Raw genomic sequence first — 12,934 nt, forward strand, 5'->3', positions numbered from 1 at the left:
TGTGCGTCTTCAGGAACGGAAAAGCCGTGAGTACTGGGTTTCGTGGCGGGCGCTCAGGATGGCGAGCAGGGGCGTGAAGGCCTGCCGGTCGTCGTCTCCCATCGACATCGCGTGGGCCACGGCGGCGGGTATGTCCGCCACCAGTCGCGCCAGCATGCGCTGGCCCGCACTCTGGCCCAGCGGCACCGACTTGATCGCGGCCTGCACCATGTTCTCGGCCCAGCCGAAGGCGAAGCCGGCCAGGCTGTCGGCCAGGGCGGCGCCCGAGGCCGCGGCGGCGCAGGCCATGGCGACCGGGTAGGTGGGTGGTTGCAGGTCGGCGGCCTGCAGGCGCTGCAGCACATCGCCGCCGAGCGCACCGAGCGACTGCGCCCAGGCCTGCAGCGAGCGCCCCATCTGTTCGGTCTGCAGGCGGAACTCCTGGGTCTCGCGGGTGCTGAGCACCCATTCATTGAGAGCACGGATGCGGGCCAGGTCATCGGCCTGCCAGGCGGGAATGGCCTGCGCCACCACCGCCAGGTCGCTGCGCGCGAGCGAGAGCTGCAGCTGGTCGGTGAGCCAGCCGGCGGCGCTGGCCTCGTCGTGCACGAGCCCGGCGTCCACCGCCGCCTCCAGCCCTTCGGAATACGAGAAGCCGCCGACCGGCAGGGCCGGCGAGGCGAGCCAGAGCGTGTGCAGCAGGCCCGCCGCCACGCTGGCCGGGGCGTCAGCCGTGGTCGTGGGCATGCGCGGGGTGGTGACCGTGACCATGGTCGTGCCCATGGTGATCGTGGTCATGGCTGTGGCCGTGGTCACCACCGTGGTGATGGCCGTGTCCATGGCCCGCGGCGTAAGCACCGCCCTCGGGTTCGAAGGGCTCGCGCACCTCGGCCACGTTCAGATGCATGGCGCGCAGCATGTCGGCCAGCACGTGGTCGGGCTCGATCTTCAGGTGGTCGGGCCGCAGCTCGATGGGCACATGGCGGTTGCCCAGGTGGTAGGCCGCGCGCATGAGGTCGAAGGCGGGGTCGTGGTCGTGACCGTGTTGGTGGTCGGTGCAGGCGGTGATCCTGAGCACCGGCTGCGGCGCGGCGATCACGCGCAGCAGCGTACCGTCCTGCGTGATCAGCACGTCACAGCCACGCACCACGGTGCCGCGCGGCAGGAACACGCCGACGCGGCGGCCGTCCGAGGACTCGGCGTCGAAGCGGCTTTTCTGGCGCACATCCCAGTCGAGCGTGACGGTGGCGGCGCGGCGCACCAGCACCGGCGCCAGGCCCTTGCCCTGTGGGACGAGTTTGGAGACTTGGAGCATGGAACTTCCCTGTTTTGCTATCAAAACAGGAAGTATCGCTGGGCCATGGGAAGTTTGCTGGCGGGCTCGCAGGTCAGCAGCACGCCGTCGGCGCGCACGGTGTAGCGCTGCGGGTCGATCTCCATCTTCGGCAGGTAGCTGTTGTGCACCATGCTGGCCTTGGTGACGCCGCGGCAGTGCTGCACCGCCACCGTGGTCTTGGCCAGGCCGTATCGCTGCGCCACGCCTGCGGCCTGCGCCGCTTGAGACACGAAGCTGAAGCTGCCTCTGGCCAGCGCACTGCCGAAAGCGCCGAACTGCGGCCGGTAGTGCACCGGTTGCGGCGTCGGGATGGAGGCGTTGGGGTCGCCCATGGCGGCCAGCGCAATGCTGCCACCCTTGAGGACCAGGGCCGGCTTGACGCCGAAGAAGGCCGGTTTCCAGATCACCAGGTCGGCCCATTTGCCGACTTCGAGCGAACCCACGATGTGCGACATGCCGTGTGCGATGGCCGGGTTGATCGTGTACTTGGCGATGTAGCGTTTGACGCGGAAGTTGTCGTTGCGCGAGCTGTCCTCGGGCAGCGAGCCGCGCTGCGCTTTCATCTTGTCCGCCGTCTGCCAGGTGCGGATCACCACCTCGCCCACGCGCCCCATGGCCTGGCTGTCGCTGCTCATGATGCTGATCGCGCCGAGGTCGTGCAGGATGTCCTCGGCCGCAATCGTCTCGCGGCGGATGCGGCTTTCGGCGAAGGCCAGGTCTTCCGGAATCGACGCGTCCAGGTGGTGGCAGACCATCAGCATGTCGACGTGTTCGTCGAGCGTGTTGACGGTATAGGGCATGGTCGGGTTGGTGGACGAGGGCAGGAAGTTCGCCTCACCGACCACGCGGATGATGTCGGGCGCATGGCCGCCACCCGCGCCTTCGGTGTGGAAGGCGCACAGCGTGCGGCCCTTGGTCGCCGCGATGGTGTCTTCGACAAAGCCCGATTCGTTGAGCGTGTCGGAGTGGATGGCGACCTGGGTGTCGGTCTCCTCGGCCACGTCCAGGCAGTTGCTGATGGCACTCGGCGTGGTGCCCCAGTCTTCGTGCAGCTTCAGGCCGATCACGCCGGCCTCGATCTGCTCGCGCAGCGGCGCCGGCTGGCTGGCGTTGCCCTTGCCCAGGAAGCCGATGTTCATGGGCAGGCCATCGGCGGCCTGCAGCATGCGCTCGATGTGCCAGGGGCCGGGTGTGCAGGTGGTGGCAAAGGTGCCGGTGGCCGGGCCGGTGCCGCCGCCGAGCATGGTGGTCACGCCCGAGGCCAGGGCCTCGTCCACCTGCTGCGGGCAGATGAAGTGGATGTGGCTGTCGATGCCGCCGGCGGTGACGATGTTTCCCTCGCAGCTGATGATCTCGGTGCCCGCGCCGATGACGATGTCCACGCCCGGTTGGGTGTCCGGGTTGCCGGCCTTGCCGATGGCCACGATGCGGCCGTCCTTAAGGCCGATGTCGGCCTTGACGATGCCCCAGTGGTCGACGAGGAGCGCGTTGGTGAGGACGGTGTCCACGGCACCTTCGGCTCGTGTTCTCTGTGATTGCGCCATCCCGTCGCGGATGGTCTTGCCGCCACCGAACTTGACCTCTTCGCCATAGCCGCCCGCGGCCAGTGTGAAGTCCTTCTCGACCTCGATCAGCAGGCCGGTGTCGGCCAGGCGCACACGGTCGCCGACGGTGGGGCCGAACATGTCGGCATAGGCGCGTTTGGGAATGCTGGCCATGATCTTTTGGGCTTGGTTCGCTGGAGTGGGAGCGGGGGTGTGGCGGTAGCGCGGCCGAGTAACGACCGCACACAGTCTTTTCGTTTGTCTGCTTGTCTCTGAAGGCTTCTGGTGCTTACAGTCGTCTGTGCACCGGTCGGTGCATGAACCGTGCCAGGGCGTCCGTCAGCGGGGCGGGTCCCACCTCTCCCCTCTTTTTTCCGTTTCGGGTTGCCGATGAGAACTTCTGCTCCAGCTTCCTTTGTGGCCGCCGCCCTGGCGCTGCCTGTATTGCTTGCCGCATGCGGTGGTGGTGGCGGGGGCGGCGCTGACGGGGAAGGAGATGGCGGTGGAGATGCGACCACTGGCGCGCCTGTGCAGGCCGGAACACCGGGCGGCCGGGTGGCGGTGCCTGCGGCGGGACAGCCGGTCAACACCAGCCAGCCCGATCACGTGATCGGCAGCGGAACGCCCGCCAGCTGCACCGGGCAGGCGGTGGTGGATGCGGTGGCCCTGGGCGGCAAGATCCGGTTCAACTGCGGGCCGAACCCGGTCACCATCACCCTGCCGAGCACGGCCAAGGTCTTCAACAACCGGCCCGACGTCACGCTCGACGGCGGCGGTCTGGTGACGCTCAGCGGCGGTGACCGCGTGCGCATCCTCTACCAGAACACCTGCGACCCGGCCCAGGTCTGGACCACCTCGCACTGCAACAACCAGGAGACGCCCCGCCTGACGGTGCAGAACATCGGCTTCACGCAGGGCAACTCCACAGGCCAGCTCACCGATGGGGGCGGCGGTGGCGCGATCTTCGTGCGCGGCGGGCAGTTCAAGATCGTCAACAGTGTCTTCACCCGCAACCGCTGCGAGACCACCGGCCCCGACATGGGCGGCGGCGCCGTGCGGGTGCTCAGCATCTACCAGAACCGGCCGGTGTATGTGGTGGGCAGCACCTTCGGCGGTGGGCTGGGTCTGGGCAACAGCTGCTCCAACGGCGGGGCGCTCAGCAGCATCGGCGTGTCCTACAGCGTCTACAACAGCCTGCTCACGCACAACTCGGCGGTGGGCAACGGCGCCAACCCGGCCCGGGCAGGCACCCCCGGCGGCGGCAGCGGCGGCGCCATCTACAACGACGGCAACAGCTTCACGCTGTCTGTCTACGGCAGCATGGTCAGCGACAACTATGGTGTCGAGGGCGGCAGCGCGGTGTTCTATGTGAGCAACGACCGCAGCGGCCTCATGACGCTGTCCAACTCGGTGTTCGTGCGCAACCCGGCCACACGCTTCGGCACCGCCGGGCTGCCGGGCTTCTTTGTGCTGGCCGCGCCCGGCCAGCCGGTGGTGACGAACACCACCATTTCGCACTGAGGCTCAGGCCAGGGGGCCCTGGGTCAGACCGCGGAAGCCGTACACGACTCGGTCGCCCGCGAAGTCCACAAGCTCCACCGTGCGCTGCTGGCCGGGCTCGAAGCGCACCGCGGTGCCGCTGGCGATGTTCAGGCGCTTGCCTTGCGCGGCGGCGCGGTCGAAGGACAGGGCCGCGTTGGTCTCGGCAAAGTGGTAGTGCGAACCGACCTGCACCGGGCGGTTGGCGGTGTTCTGCACCACCAGGGTCAGCGTGGCGCGGCCGGGGTTGAGGGCGTGTTCGCCCTCGTCGATCAGGTATTCGCCGGGGGTCATGGCGCGGTGCTCAGAGTTGGGCAAACAGGTACAGGCCAGCGCCGCCGAGCGCAGCGCCCAGCCCCCCCAGGGCCATGCCCCGGCGTTCGCTGAGCAGGCGCCGGATGGCCAGGCCCACACCCACGCCGCCGATGTGCAGGGCGGCGGTGGTCAGCAGGAAGCCGGCGGCGTAGCCGGCGAAGCCGGTGGCGGGGGTTTCCGAGCCGTGGGCGAGGCCGTGCAGCGCGGACGCCATGGCGATCAGCCCCAGGCACAGGGCCGGCGGCAGGGGCCGGGTGGCGATGGCCAGCATCAGCCCGAACAGCACCACCGACAGCGCGACGCCCTGTTCCAGATAGGGCAGGGTCAGGCCCATGGTGCCGGCCAAGGCGCTGAGCACCAGCGCCAGCAGGAAGGTCGCGGGGCCTTGCCAGGCCTTGCCCGCCGGCAGGGCCGAGACCGACCACACGCCCACGGCCACCATGGCCAGCAGGTGGTCCAGGCCGAAGGGGTGGACCAGGCCTTCCATCAGGCTGTGGGTGCCGTGGCCGGTGTGGGCCTGGGCGGCGAGGGCGGTGGTGGCCAGTGCGGCGGTGAACAGGGATTTGGGGAGCCGTTTCATGGGTGCCTCTGCGGTGGAGTCAAGGTATCGGAGTGTGAACGGTCACCAGTTTCGTGCCGTCCGGGAAGGTGGCTTCGACCTGGATGTCGGGAATCATCTCGGGCACGCCCTCCATCACGTCGTCGCGCGTGAGCACGGTGCGGCCTTCGCTCATCAGCTGGGCCACGGACTTGCCGTCGCGGGCGCCTTCCATCACGGCGGCGCTGATCAGGGCCACGGCTTCCGGGTAGTTGAGCTTGAGGCCGCGCGCCTTGCGCCGCTCGGCCAGCAGGGCGGCGGTGAAGATCAGCAGCTTGTCTTTCTCTCTCGGGGTCAGTTCCATGGTGGGTCTCGGATGATCTGAAAGCGGGTTGAGCAAATCCCGTGCCCTGGCGGCTGGTGGCATGAAAGCTGCGAAATCCTGCAGGTGAACGTCCTGCCCGATCCAGCCCCACCCCAACGCATCATCAAGGTGCGCCGCGACTACAACAGCTGGGTCGGCCGCGAGACCATGGAGGACTACGCGCTGCGTTTCACGCCGCAGCGTTTCCGCCAGTGGAGCGAATGGCGGGTGGCGAACACGGCGTTTGGCGCGGCCTCTTTCCTGATTCTCGAAGCGGTGGGCGCTACGCTGCTGGTGCAGGTCGGCTTCGTCAACGCCTTCTGGGCCATCCTCGCCACCGGCCTCATCATCTTTCTGGCCGGCCTGCCGATCAGCGTCTACGCCGCGCGCTACGGCGTCGACATGGACCTGCTCACCCGCGGCGCCGGCTTTGGCTACATCGGCTCCACCATCACCTCGCTGATCTACGCCAGCTTCACCTTCATCTTCTTCGCGCTCGAAGCGGCGGTGATGGCCTACGCCCTGGACCTGGCGCTGGACATCCCGCCGGCCTGGGGCTATCTGATCTGCGCCCTGGTGGTCATCCCCCTGGTGACCTACGGCGTGTCCATCATCAGCCGCTTCCAGGTCTGGACCCAGCCGCTGTGGCTGGTGATGATGGTCGTGCCCTTCGTGGCGGTCTGGACGCTCGATCCGGGTGCGTTTTCCAATGTGGTGCATTACGGGGGCGAAAGTGGTGCGGGCATCGCATTTGACTGGCACCTGTTTGGTGCGGCATTGACCGTGGGCATCGCGCTCATCACGCAGATGGGCGAGCAGGCCGACTACCTGCGCTTCATGCCCGCGCGGCAGGCGGGCCGGCCGCTGCGCTGGTGGGCCGGTGTGCTGGCGGGCGGGCCGGGCTGGGTGGTGCTGGGCGTGCTCAAGATGCTGGGCGGCGCGCTGCTGGCCTACCTGGCCATCAGCCACATGGTGCCCACCGAGCGCGCGGTCGACCCCAACCAGATGTACCTGGCGGCCTACGAATACGTCTTCCCCAACTACGGCTGGGCGGTGGCGGCGACGGCGCTGTTCGTCGTGGTCTCGCAGCTCAAGATCAACGTCACCAACGCCTACGCCGGCTCGCTGGCCTGGAGCAACTTCTTCTCGCGCCTGACGCACAGCCACCCGGGTCGCGTGGTCTGGGTGGTGTTCAACACCCTGATCGCCTTCATGCTGATGGAGATGGAGGTGTTCCGTGCGCTGGGCGAGGTGCTCGGTCTCTACAGCAACATCGCCATCGCCTGGATCATGGCGGTGGTGGCCGACCTGGTGATCAACAAGCCACTGGGCTGGAGCCCCAGGGGCATCGAGTTCAAACGCGCGCACCTGTACGACATCAACCCGGTCGGCGTGGGCGCGATGGGCCTGGCCTCGGTGCTGTCGATCACGGCGCACATGGGCCTGATGGGCGCAGGCGCCCAGGCCTTCTCGGCCGTGATCGCGATGGTGACGGCGCTGATCACTTCGCCGCTGATCGCGTGGGCGACCAAGGGCCGTTACTACATCGCCAGAGCTGCTCAGTCCAGCACACACCGCGGAACCGGCTCCGCCGGGCCGCTGGTGTGGCCCCCCTTCCAGGGGGGTGACGCCGCAGGCGGCGCGGGGGGTACACACAAGTGTGTGATCTGTGAACGCGACTACGAAGGCCCCGACATGGCCCACTGCCCCGCCTACCAGGGGCCGATCTGCTCGCTCTGCTGCACGCTGGACGCGCGCTGCGGCGACCTGTGCAAGCCGCAGGCGCGGCTGTCGGTGCAGTGGCAGTCGGCGCTGCGCACGGTGCTGCCTCAGCGGGTCTGGCCCTACCTGGAGGCGGGGCTGGCCCATTACCTGTTGCTGATGCTGGTGATCGCACCGGTGCTGGCGGCGGTGCTCGGGCTGCTCTACCGCCAGCAGGTCGAGGGGCTGGGACAGGGCGTCGCCGCGGTCGGCGACGTGGGCCTGCTCGACGCGGCGCTGCGCTCGGGCTTTCTGCGCGTCTACGCGGTGCTGCTGCTGATCGCGGCCACGGTGGCCTGGTGGCTGGTGCTGGCGCACAAGAGCCGCGAGGTGGCGCAGGAGGAGTCCAACCGCCAGACGCGGCTGCTGATGCAGGAGATCGAATCGCACCGCCGCACCGACGAGCAGCTGCAGCGCGCGCGCGAAATCGCCGATCAGGCCAACCAGGCCAAGAGCCGCTACATCAGCACCATCAGCCACGAGCTGCGCACGCCGCTCAACAGCATCCTGGGCTACGCCCAGCTGCTGCAGGAAGACCGCGAGCTGGCGCCGCACCGCGCGCAGGCGATCCGCGTGATCTACCGCGGTGGCGAACACCTGCTCTCGCTGATCGAGGGCACGCTGGACATCGCGCGCATCGAGTCCGGCAAGCTCCAGCTCGACGTGAAGCCGATGGCCTTCGCCGACACCGTGCGCGAGGTGGCCAGCATGTTTGAGCTGCAGGCCGCGGCCAAGGGCCTGCGCTTCGTGTTCGAGCCAGGGCCCCGCCTGCCCGAGGCGGTGCGCGCCGACGAGAAGCGGCTGCGCCAGATCCTCATCAACCTGCTGGGCAACGCGGTGAAGTTCACGCGCGCGGGCGAGGTGCGGCTGAAAGTCAGCCATGCGCGCGAGATGGCGGTGTTCGAGGTCAGCGACACCGGGCCGGGCATGACCACCGCCGAACTGGACCGCGTGTTCGAGCCCTTCGCGCGCGGGCAGCAGGCCGAGGGCGGCTCGGCGGCGGCGGGCGGCGGCACCGGTCTGGGCCTGACGATTGCCAAGATGCTGACCGACCTGATGGGCGGCGAGATGACGGTGCGCAGTGCGCCGGGCCAGGGCACGGTGTTCAGCGTGCGCCTGTTCCTGCCGGCGCTGCACGGCGCGGCCACGCGCCCGGCCGCGGTGGCGGCGCCGGTGACCGGTTACGAGGGCCCGCGCCGGCGCGTGCTGGTGGTGGACAACGAAGAGAGCGACCGCGAGCTGATCGCGCGCTGGCTGCAGCCGCTGGGCTTCGAGGTGCTGATGGCCACCAGCGGCCACGACGCGCTGGCCCTGCTCGAAGGCGTGGCGCCGGGCGGCGAGCGGGCGCCGCACGCGGTCTTCATGGACCTGGCCATGCCCGGCATCGACGGCTGGGAAACGCTGCGCCGGCTGCGCGCCGCGGGCTGGTCGTCGGTACCGATGGCGGTGGTGTCGGCCAACGCCTTCGACAAGGGCCTGCAGGCCGACGCCGCCGACGGTCGCCCGGCCGACCAGGCCTTCTTCGTCAAGCCGGTGCGGCGCGACGACCTCACGGGCTGGCTGCAGCAGCAGCTCGGTCTGCGCTGGGTGCACGCGCCGGTGGCCGCCGAGGCCGCCACCGCAGCGACCACGCCGGCCGCCGTGGCGCCGCCACCCGCCGCACACGACTTCTCGCCGCTGCTGGAGCTGGTGCGCCTGGGCTACGCCAAGGGTGTGATGCGCTGGCTCGACGACTGGGTGGCCAACCACCCCGACCAACTGGCGTTTGCCGACGCGCTGCGCGCCCTGGCGCGCGAGTTCCGCTTCGAGGCCATCGAACAGCGCCTGCTGCCGCTGGGCGCGGGCCAGGCTTCCTCCGACCGCACCGCATGATCCGCTCGCCCGACCACCCCTCCCCCGACGCCCCGCTGGCCGCCGAACCCGGCGCGGTGGTGCTGATCGTCGACGACGTGCCCGACAACGTGGCGCCGCTGCACGACGCGCTGGACGACGCGGGCTACACCGTGCTGGTGGCGCTGGACGGCGAGGCCGCGATCCGCCGTGCGCGCCAGGCCCTGCCCGACGTGGTGCTGCTGGACGCGGTGATGCCTGGCCTGGACGGCTTCGAGGTGGCGCGCTGCCTCAAGGCCGACCCGGCGACGGCGCACATCCCCATCCTGTTCATGACCGGCCTGACCGAGACCGAGCATCTGGTGGCGGCGCTGGAGGCCGGCGGCGTGGACTACGTCACCAAGCCGATCAAGCCGCGCGAGGTGATGGCGCGCATGGGCGTGCACCTGCGGCAGTCGCGCCAGAGCCGCCAGGGCGCGGTGGAGCGCAGCCAGGCGCGCAACGCGCTGGACGCCTTCGGCTACGCCACCATCACCGTGCGCGCGCGCGACGGCCGCCTGATGTGGCAGACGCCGCTGGCGCGCGACCTGCTGCAGCGCTACTTCGGCACCGAGGCGCCGGTGACACCTGCGCCGGTGCTGCAGTGGCTGGAGCGACTGCTGCCGGAGTTCGCGGCGCCGCCCGCGGCGGGCCAGCCGCTGCGCGAACCGCCGCGCCTGACCATCGACCAGGGGCCGCGCCGCCTGAGCTTCCGCCTGCACCAGCAGATCGGCGACGAGGACGAGGCCCAGGGGGAGCCGGGCGACTGGCTGATCGTGATGCAGGAGACCTCGGACGCCGCCGTGCTCGAAGCGCTGGCCCAGGCCTTCGGCCTGACCGCGCGCGAGGCCGAGGTGCTGTACTGGGTGGTCAAGGGCAAGATCAACCGCGACATCGGCGACATCCTCGGGTCGAGCCCCGCGACGGTGAAGAAGCACCTGGAACGCATCCACGCCAAGCTGGGGGTGGAGACGCGCACCGCGGCCGCAGCCATGGCCATCAACCGCGTGCCTTTGCTCCAGCCACGCGGCGGCTGAGCCGTTCAGTCGCGGGTGCCGAAGCGGTATTCGGTGCGGGCCCGGTAGGGCTGGCCCACCGCCACACGCATGAGCGGGAACGACGGGCAGTTCACCGCGTTGGGGTACTGCTGCGGTTCCAGGCACAGGCCCGCGCGCGGCCGGTGCACCACGCCGTCTTTGCCGATGTCCGGCGTGGCGCCCGTGCCCAGCGCCCCCGCGGTGTAGACCTGCATCACCGGTTCGGTGGTCCACACATCGAGCGTGCGGCCCGAGGCCGGGCTGTGGGCCTGGGCCACGTGCCGCAGGCCGCCGTCCGGTGGGCCGGCCAGTTGGTAGGCGAGGTCGATGTCGGGCAGGTCGCACAGCCGTCGCGGCTGGCGCAGGTCCAGCGCGTGGCCGTCCAGCAGCATGCGTTCGCCCGTGGCGACGTTGTCCGCATCGGCGGCCAGCAGCCGGTCGGCGAACACCTGCAGGCGGTGCTCGTCGACGAGGTGCTCGCCCGGTCCGTCGAGGTTGAAGAAGATGTGCGGCGTGAAGCTGGCGGGCGAGGCCGGGCTGGCGGGGCAGACCGCCACCGCCTCGTGCTCCACCACCAGGGTGGGGCCGTCGGTGAGGCGGTAGCTCAGCGTGAGGTCGACGATGCCGGGGTGCCGGTCCACCGAGGGCTCGAAGCGCAGGCGCAGCGTGAGTGCATCGGGCGCGTCCTGGTGGGCCGAGAACACGCGGTGGCGCGAGCCGCGCGGGCCGCCGTGGATGCAATGCGGGCCGGCGTTGGCGTCCAGCGCATAGGCCGCGCCGTCCAGCGTGTAGCGCGCCTGAGCAATGCGGCCGGCGACGCGGCCAATGAAGGCGCCCATGGAGGGTGCGCCGGCCTGCAGCGCGGCCAGGCTGTCGTAGCCCAGGGCCACGTCGCCCCGCACGCCGTCGCGGTCGGGCACGAGGATCTGCAGCACCTTGGCGCCGAGGTTGCAGACGGCCACCTCCATGCCGCTGGCGTGGCGCAGGCGGAACAGGGCGACCGGCTCGCCGCCGACTTCGCCAAAGAACCGGGCGGGGTCGAGTCGCGGGTGCTTCATGCGGTCGGCAGCGCTCGTCTGGCTCAGGTCACCGGCGCCGGATTGAACAGCACCAGGTCGTTGTTCAGGCCCCACTTTTCGGCCCAGGTCTTCTCGCCGCTGGCCACGGCCAGCATGCGGTGGAACAGCTCCCAGCCCAGCTCTTCAATCGTGGCTTCGCCGCTGGCGATGCGGCCGGCGTTGATGTCCATCAGGTCGTGCCAGCGGCGCGCCAGGTCGTTGCGCGTGGCCACCTTGATCACCGGGCACTCGGCCAGGCCGTAGGGCGTGCCGCGGCCGGTGGTGAAGACGTGCAGGTTCATGCCGGCGGCCAGCTGCAGCGTGCCGCAGATGAAGTCGCTGGCCGGCGTGGCGGCGAAGATCAGGCCCTTCTTCCTGACCTTCTCGCCGGGTGCGATCACGCCGTGGATCGGGCCGTTGCCGCTCTTGACGATGGAGCCCATGGCCTTCTCGACGATGTTGGACAGCCCGCCCTTCTTGTTGCCGGGTGTGGTGTTGGCGCTGCGGTCGGCCTGGCCGCGCGCCAGGTAGGCGTCGTACCAGCCGAGTTCGCGCACGATGGCGTCCGCCACGTCCTGCGTCGCGGCGCGGCGCGTGAGCTGGTCCACCGCGTCGCGCACCTCGGTGTTCTCGCTGAACATCACCGTGGCGCCGGCGCGCACCAGCAGGTCGGTGGCAAAGCCCACCGCCGGGTTGGCCGTGATGCCGGAGAAGGCGTCGCTGCCGCCGCACTGCACGCCCACCACCAGCTCGCTCACCGGGCAGGTGGTGCGCTGGCGCGCGTTCAGGCGCTCCAGATGGGTCTTGGCCTGCGTGAGGATGCTGTCGATCATCGACATGAAGCCGACGTGCTTTTCATCTTGAAGGCAGACCACGTCAGGCCCCTGGCGCTCGTCGCTGATCGGGATCGAGCCCGGCGGCAGCAGCCGCTCGGGCTGCAGCTTCTCGCAGCCCAGGCTGAGCACCATCACCTCGCCGCCGAAGTTGGGGTTCATCGCCAGGTTGCGCACCGTGCGGATGGGGATGATGGCGTCGGGCGCGTCGATGGCCACGCCACAGCCGTAGCTGTGTGTCAGGCCCACCACGCCGTCCACGTTGGGGTACTTGGGCAGCAGGTCCTTCTTGATGCGCTCGACCGCGAATTCCAGCACCCCGGCCACGCACTGCACCGTGGTCGTCACGGCCAGCAGGTTGCGCGTGCCCACGCTGCCGTCGGCGTTGCGGTAGCCCTGGAAGCTGTGGCCTTCCAGTGGTGGCAGCTCGGCCGGCGGCTGCGGCGCGGGCAGGTCGTCGAAGCTGCGCGCGCCAGGCATCACCAGCCGCTGCTCGTTGACCCAGCCGCCCGCGGGAATGTCGACCGCGGTGTGGCCGATGACCACGTTGTAGCGGCGCACGGCGGTGCCGGCGGGCAGGTCGGCCAGCGCGACCTTGTGGCCCTGCGGCACGGCCTGCACGAGCGTCGGGCCATCGGGCAGGGCGGTGCCGGCGGGCAGGCCGCCGTCGTTGACGACCACGGCCACGTTGTCGTCGGTGTGGATGCGGATGGTGCGCGGGGTCACGGGTGCGTTCATGGTCGGCAGGCGGGTCGGAGGCG

The 12,934-nt window shown here is 70.0% G+C and carries 11 protein-coding genes; 3 read left to right on the top strand and 8 right to left on the bottom strand.

The annotated features are described in order from the left end of the window. Nucleotides 1-9: 9 nt before the first annotated feature. The 3 genes from BC358_RS02810 to ureC are packed head-to-tail and all read right to left on the bottom strand — an operon-like array spanning nucleotide 10 to nucleotide 3,033. Nucleotides 10-750: an urease accessory protein UreF gene (locus BC358_RS02810; protein WP_373270129.1), complete on the bottom strand. Its 741-nt coding sequence runs from the start codon at nucleotides 748-750 to the stop codon at nucleotides 10-12. Further along, nucleotides 707-1,294, bottom strand: coding sequence for an urease accessory protein UreE (gene ureE, locus BC358_RS02815; protein WP_079364561.1), 588 nt, complete (start codon nucleotides 1,292-1,294; stop codon nucleotides 707-709). The genes BC358_RS02810 and ureE overlap by 44 nt, the downstream gene beginning before the upstream one ends. Before the next feature lie 20 nt (nucleotides 1,295-1,314). Continuing rightward, nucleotides 1,315-3,033 (bottom strand): urease subunit alpha, encoded by a 1,719-nt coding sequence (ureC, locus tag BC358_RS02820; RefSeq protein WP_079364562.1) that lies wholly within the window; start codon nucleotides 3,031-3,033, stop codon nucleotides 1,315-1,317. Between the two features lie 354 nt (nucleotides 3,034-3,387). On the opposite strand from ureC, the gene BC358_RS02825 reads away from it, so the two are divergent. Next, entirely contained in the window at nucleotides 3,388-4,380 is a 993-nt protein-coding gene (locus BC358_RS02825; RefSeq protein WP_206610751.1) for a hypothetical protein, read from the top strand. Between the two features lie 3 nt (nucleotides 4,381-4,383). On the opposite strand, the gene BC358_RS02830 is transcribed toward BC358_RS02825, so the two are convergent. The 3 genes from BC358_RS02830 to BC358_RS02840 are packed head-to-tail and all read right to left on the bottom strand — an operon-like array spanning nucleotide 4,384 to nucleotide 5,615. Beyond that, on the bottom strand, nucleotides 4,384-4,692 hold the full coding sequence (locus tag BC358_RS02830; RefSeq protein ID WP_079364564.1) for an urease subunit beta: 309 nt from the start codon (nucleotides 4,690-4,692) through the stop codon (nucleotides 4,384-4,386). 10 nt (nucleotides 4,693-4,702) lie between these two features. Beyond that, nucleotides 4,703-5,293, bottom strand: coding sequence for a HupE/UreJ family protein (locus BC358_RS02835; protein ID WP_079364565.1), 591 nt, complete (start codon nucleotides 5,291-5,293; stop codon nucleotides 4,703-4,705). A 19-nt stretch (nucleotides 5,294-5,312) separates the two neighbouring features. After that, nucleotides 5,313-5,615, bottom strand: a complete 303-nt coding sequence (locus tag BC358_RS02840; protein WP_066160574.1) for an urease subunit gamma — start codon at nucleotides 5,613-5,615, stop codon at nucleotides 5,313-5,315. Nucleotides 5,616-5,783: 168 nt separating this feature from the next. Between BC358_RS02840 and BC358_RS02845 the strand changes: the two genes are divergently transcribed. Then, nucleotides 5,784-9,248: an ATP-binding protein gene (locus tag BC358_RS02845; RefSeq protein ID WP_079364763.1), complete on the top strand. Its 3,465-nt coding sequence runs from the start codon at nucleotides 5,784-5,786 to the stop codon at nucleotides 9,246-9,248. Further along, nucleotides 9,245-10,282, top strand: a complete 1,038-nt coding sequence (locus BC358_RS02850; protein WP_079364566.1) for a response regulator transcription factor — start codon at nucleotides 9,245-9,247, stop codon at nucleotides 10,280-10,282. Before BC358_RS02845 ends, BC358_RS02850 begins: the two co-directional genes overlap by 4 nt. A gap of 5 nt (nucleotides 10,283-10,287) precedes the next feature. Here BC358_RS02850 and BC358_RS02855 read toward each other — a convergent pair whose 3' ends face one another. Next, complete coding sequence (locus BC358_RS02855) at nucleotides 10,288-11,340, bottom strand: aldose epimerase family protein (protein ID WP_079364567.1); 1,053 nt, start codon at nucleotides 11,338-11,340, stop codon at nucleotides 10,288-10,290. A 23-nt stretch (nucleotides 11,341-11,363) separates the two neighbouring features. Then, entirely contained in the window at nucleotides 11,364-12,911 is a 1,548-nt protein-coding gene (gene garD / locus BC358_RS02860) for a galactarate dehydratase (protein ID WP_079364568.1), read from the bottom strand. Between the last annotated feature and the right edge of the window lie 23 nt (nucleotides 12,912-12,934).

It is taken from the genome of Hydrogenophaga sp. H7 (assembly GCF_002025745.1).
Lineage (GTDB): Bacteria > Pseudomonadota > Gammaproteobacteria > Burkholderiales > Burkholderiaceae_C > Hydrogenophaga > Hydrogenophaga pseudoflava.

Excerpts from the sequence above, each read along its gene's own strand:
- BC358_RS02810 (WP_373270129.1), bottom strand. The coding sequence starts at position 750 with ATGGTCACGGTCACCACCCCGCGCATGCCCACGACCACGGCTGACGCC.
- ureE (WP_079364561.1), bottom strand. The coding sequence starts at position 1,294 with ATGCTCCAAGTCTCCAAACTCGTCCCACAGGGCAAGGGCCTGGCGCCG.
- ureC (WP_079364562.1), bottom strand. The coding sequence starts at position 3,033 with ATGGCCAGCATTCCCAAACGCGCCTATGCCGACATGTTCGGCCCCACC.
- BC358_RS02830 (WP_079364564.1), bottom strand. The coding sequence starts at position 4,692 with ATGACCCCCGGCGAATACCTGATCGACGAGGGCGAACACGCCCTCAAC.
- BC358_RS02835 (WP_079364565.1), bottom strand. The coding sequence starts at position 5,293 with ATGAAACGGCTCCCCAAATCCCTGTTCACCGCCGCACTGGCCACCACC.
- BC358_RS02840 (WP_066160574.1), bottom strand. The coding sequence starts at position 5,615 with ATGGAACTGACCCCGAGAGAGAAAGACAAGCTGCTGATCTTCACCGCC.
- BC358_RS02845 (WP_079364763.1), top strand. The coding sequence starts at position 5,784 with ATGGAGGACTACGCGCTGCGTTTCACGCCGCAGCGTTTCCGCCAGTGG.
- BC358_RS02850 (WP_079364566.1), top strand. The coding sequence starts at position 9,245 with ATGATCCGCTCGCCCGACCACCCCTCCCCCGACGCCCCGCTGGCCGCC.
- BC358_RS02855 (WP_079364567.1), bottom strand. The coding sequence starts at position 11,340 with ATGAAGCACCCGCGACTCGACCCCGCCCGGTTCTTTGGCGAAGTCGGC.
- garD (WP_079364568.1), bottom strand. The coding sequence starts at position 12,911 with ATGAACGCACCCGTGACCCCGCGCACCATCCGCATCCACACCGACGAC.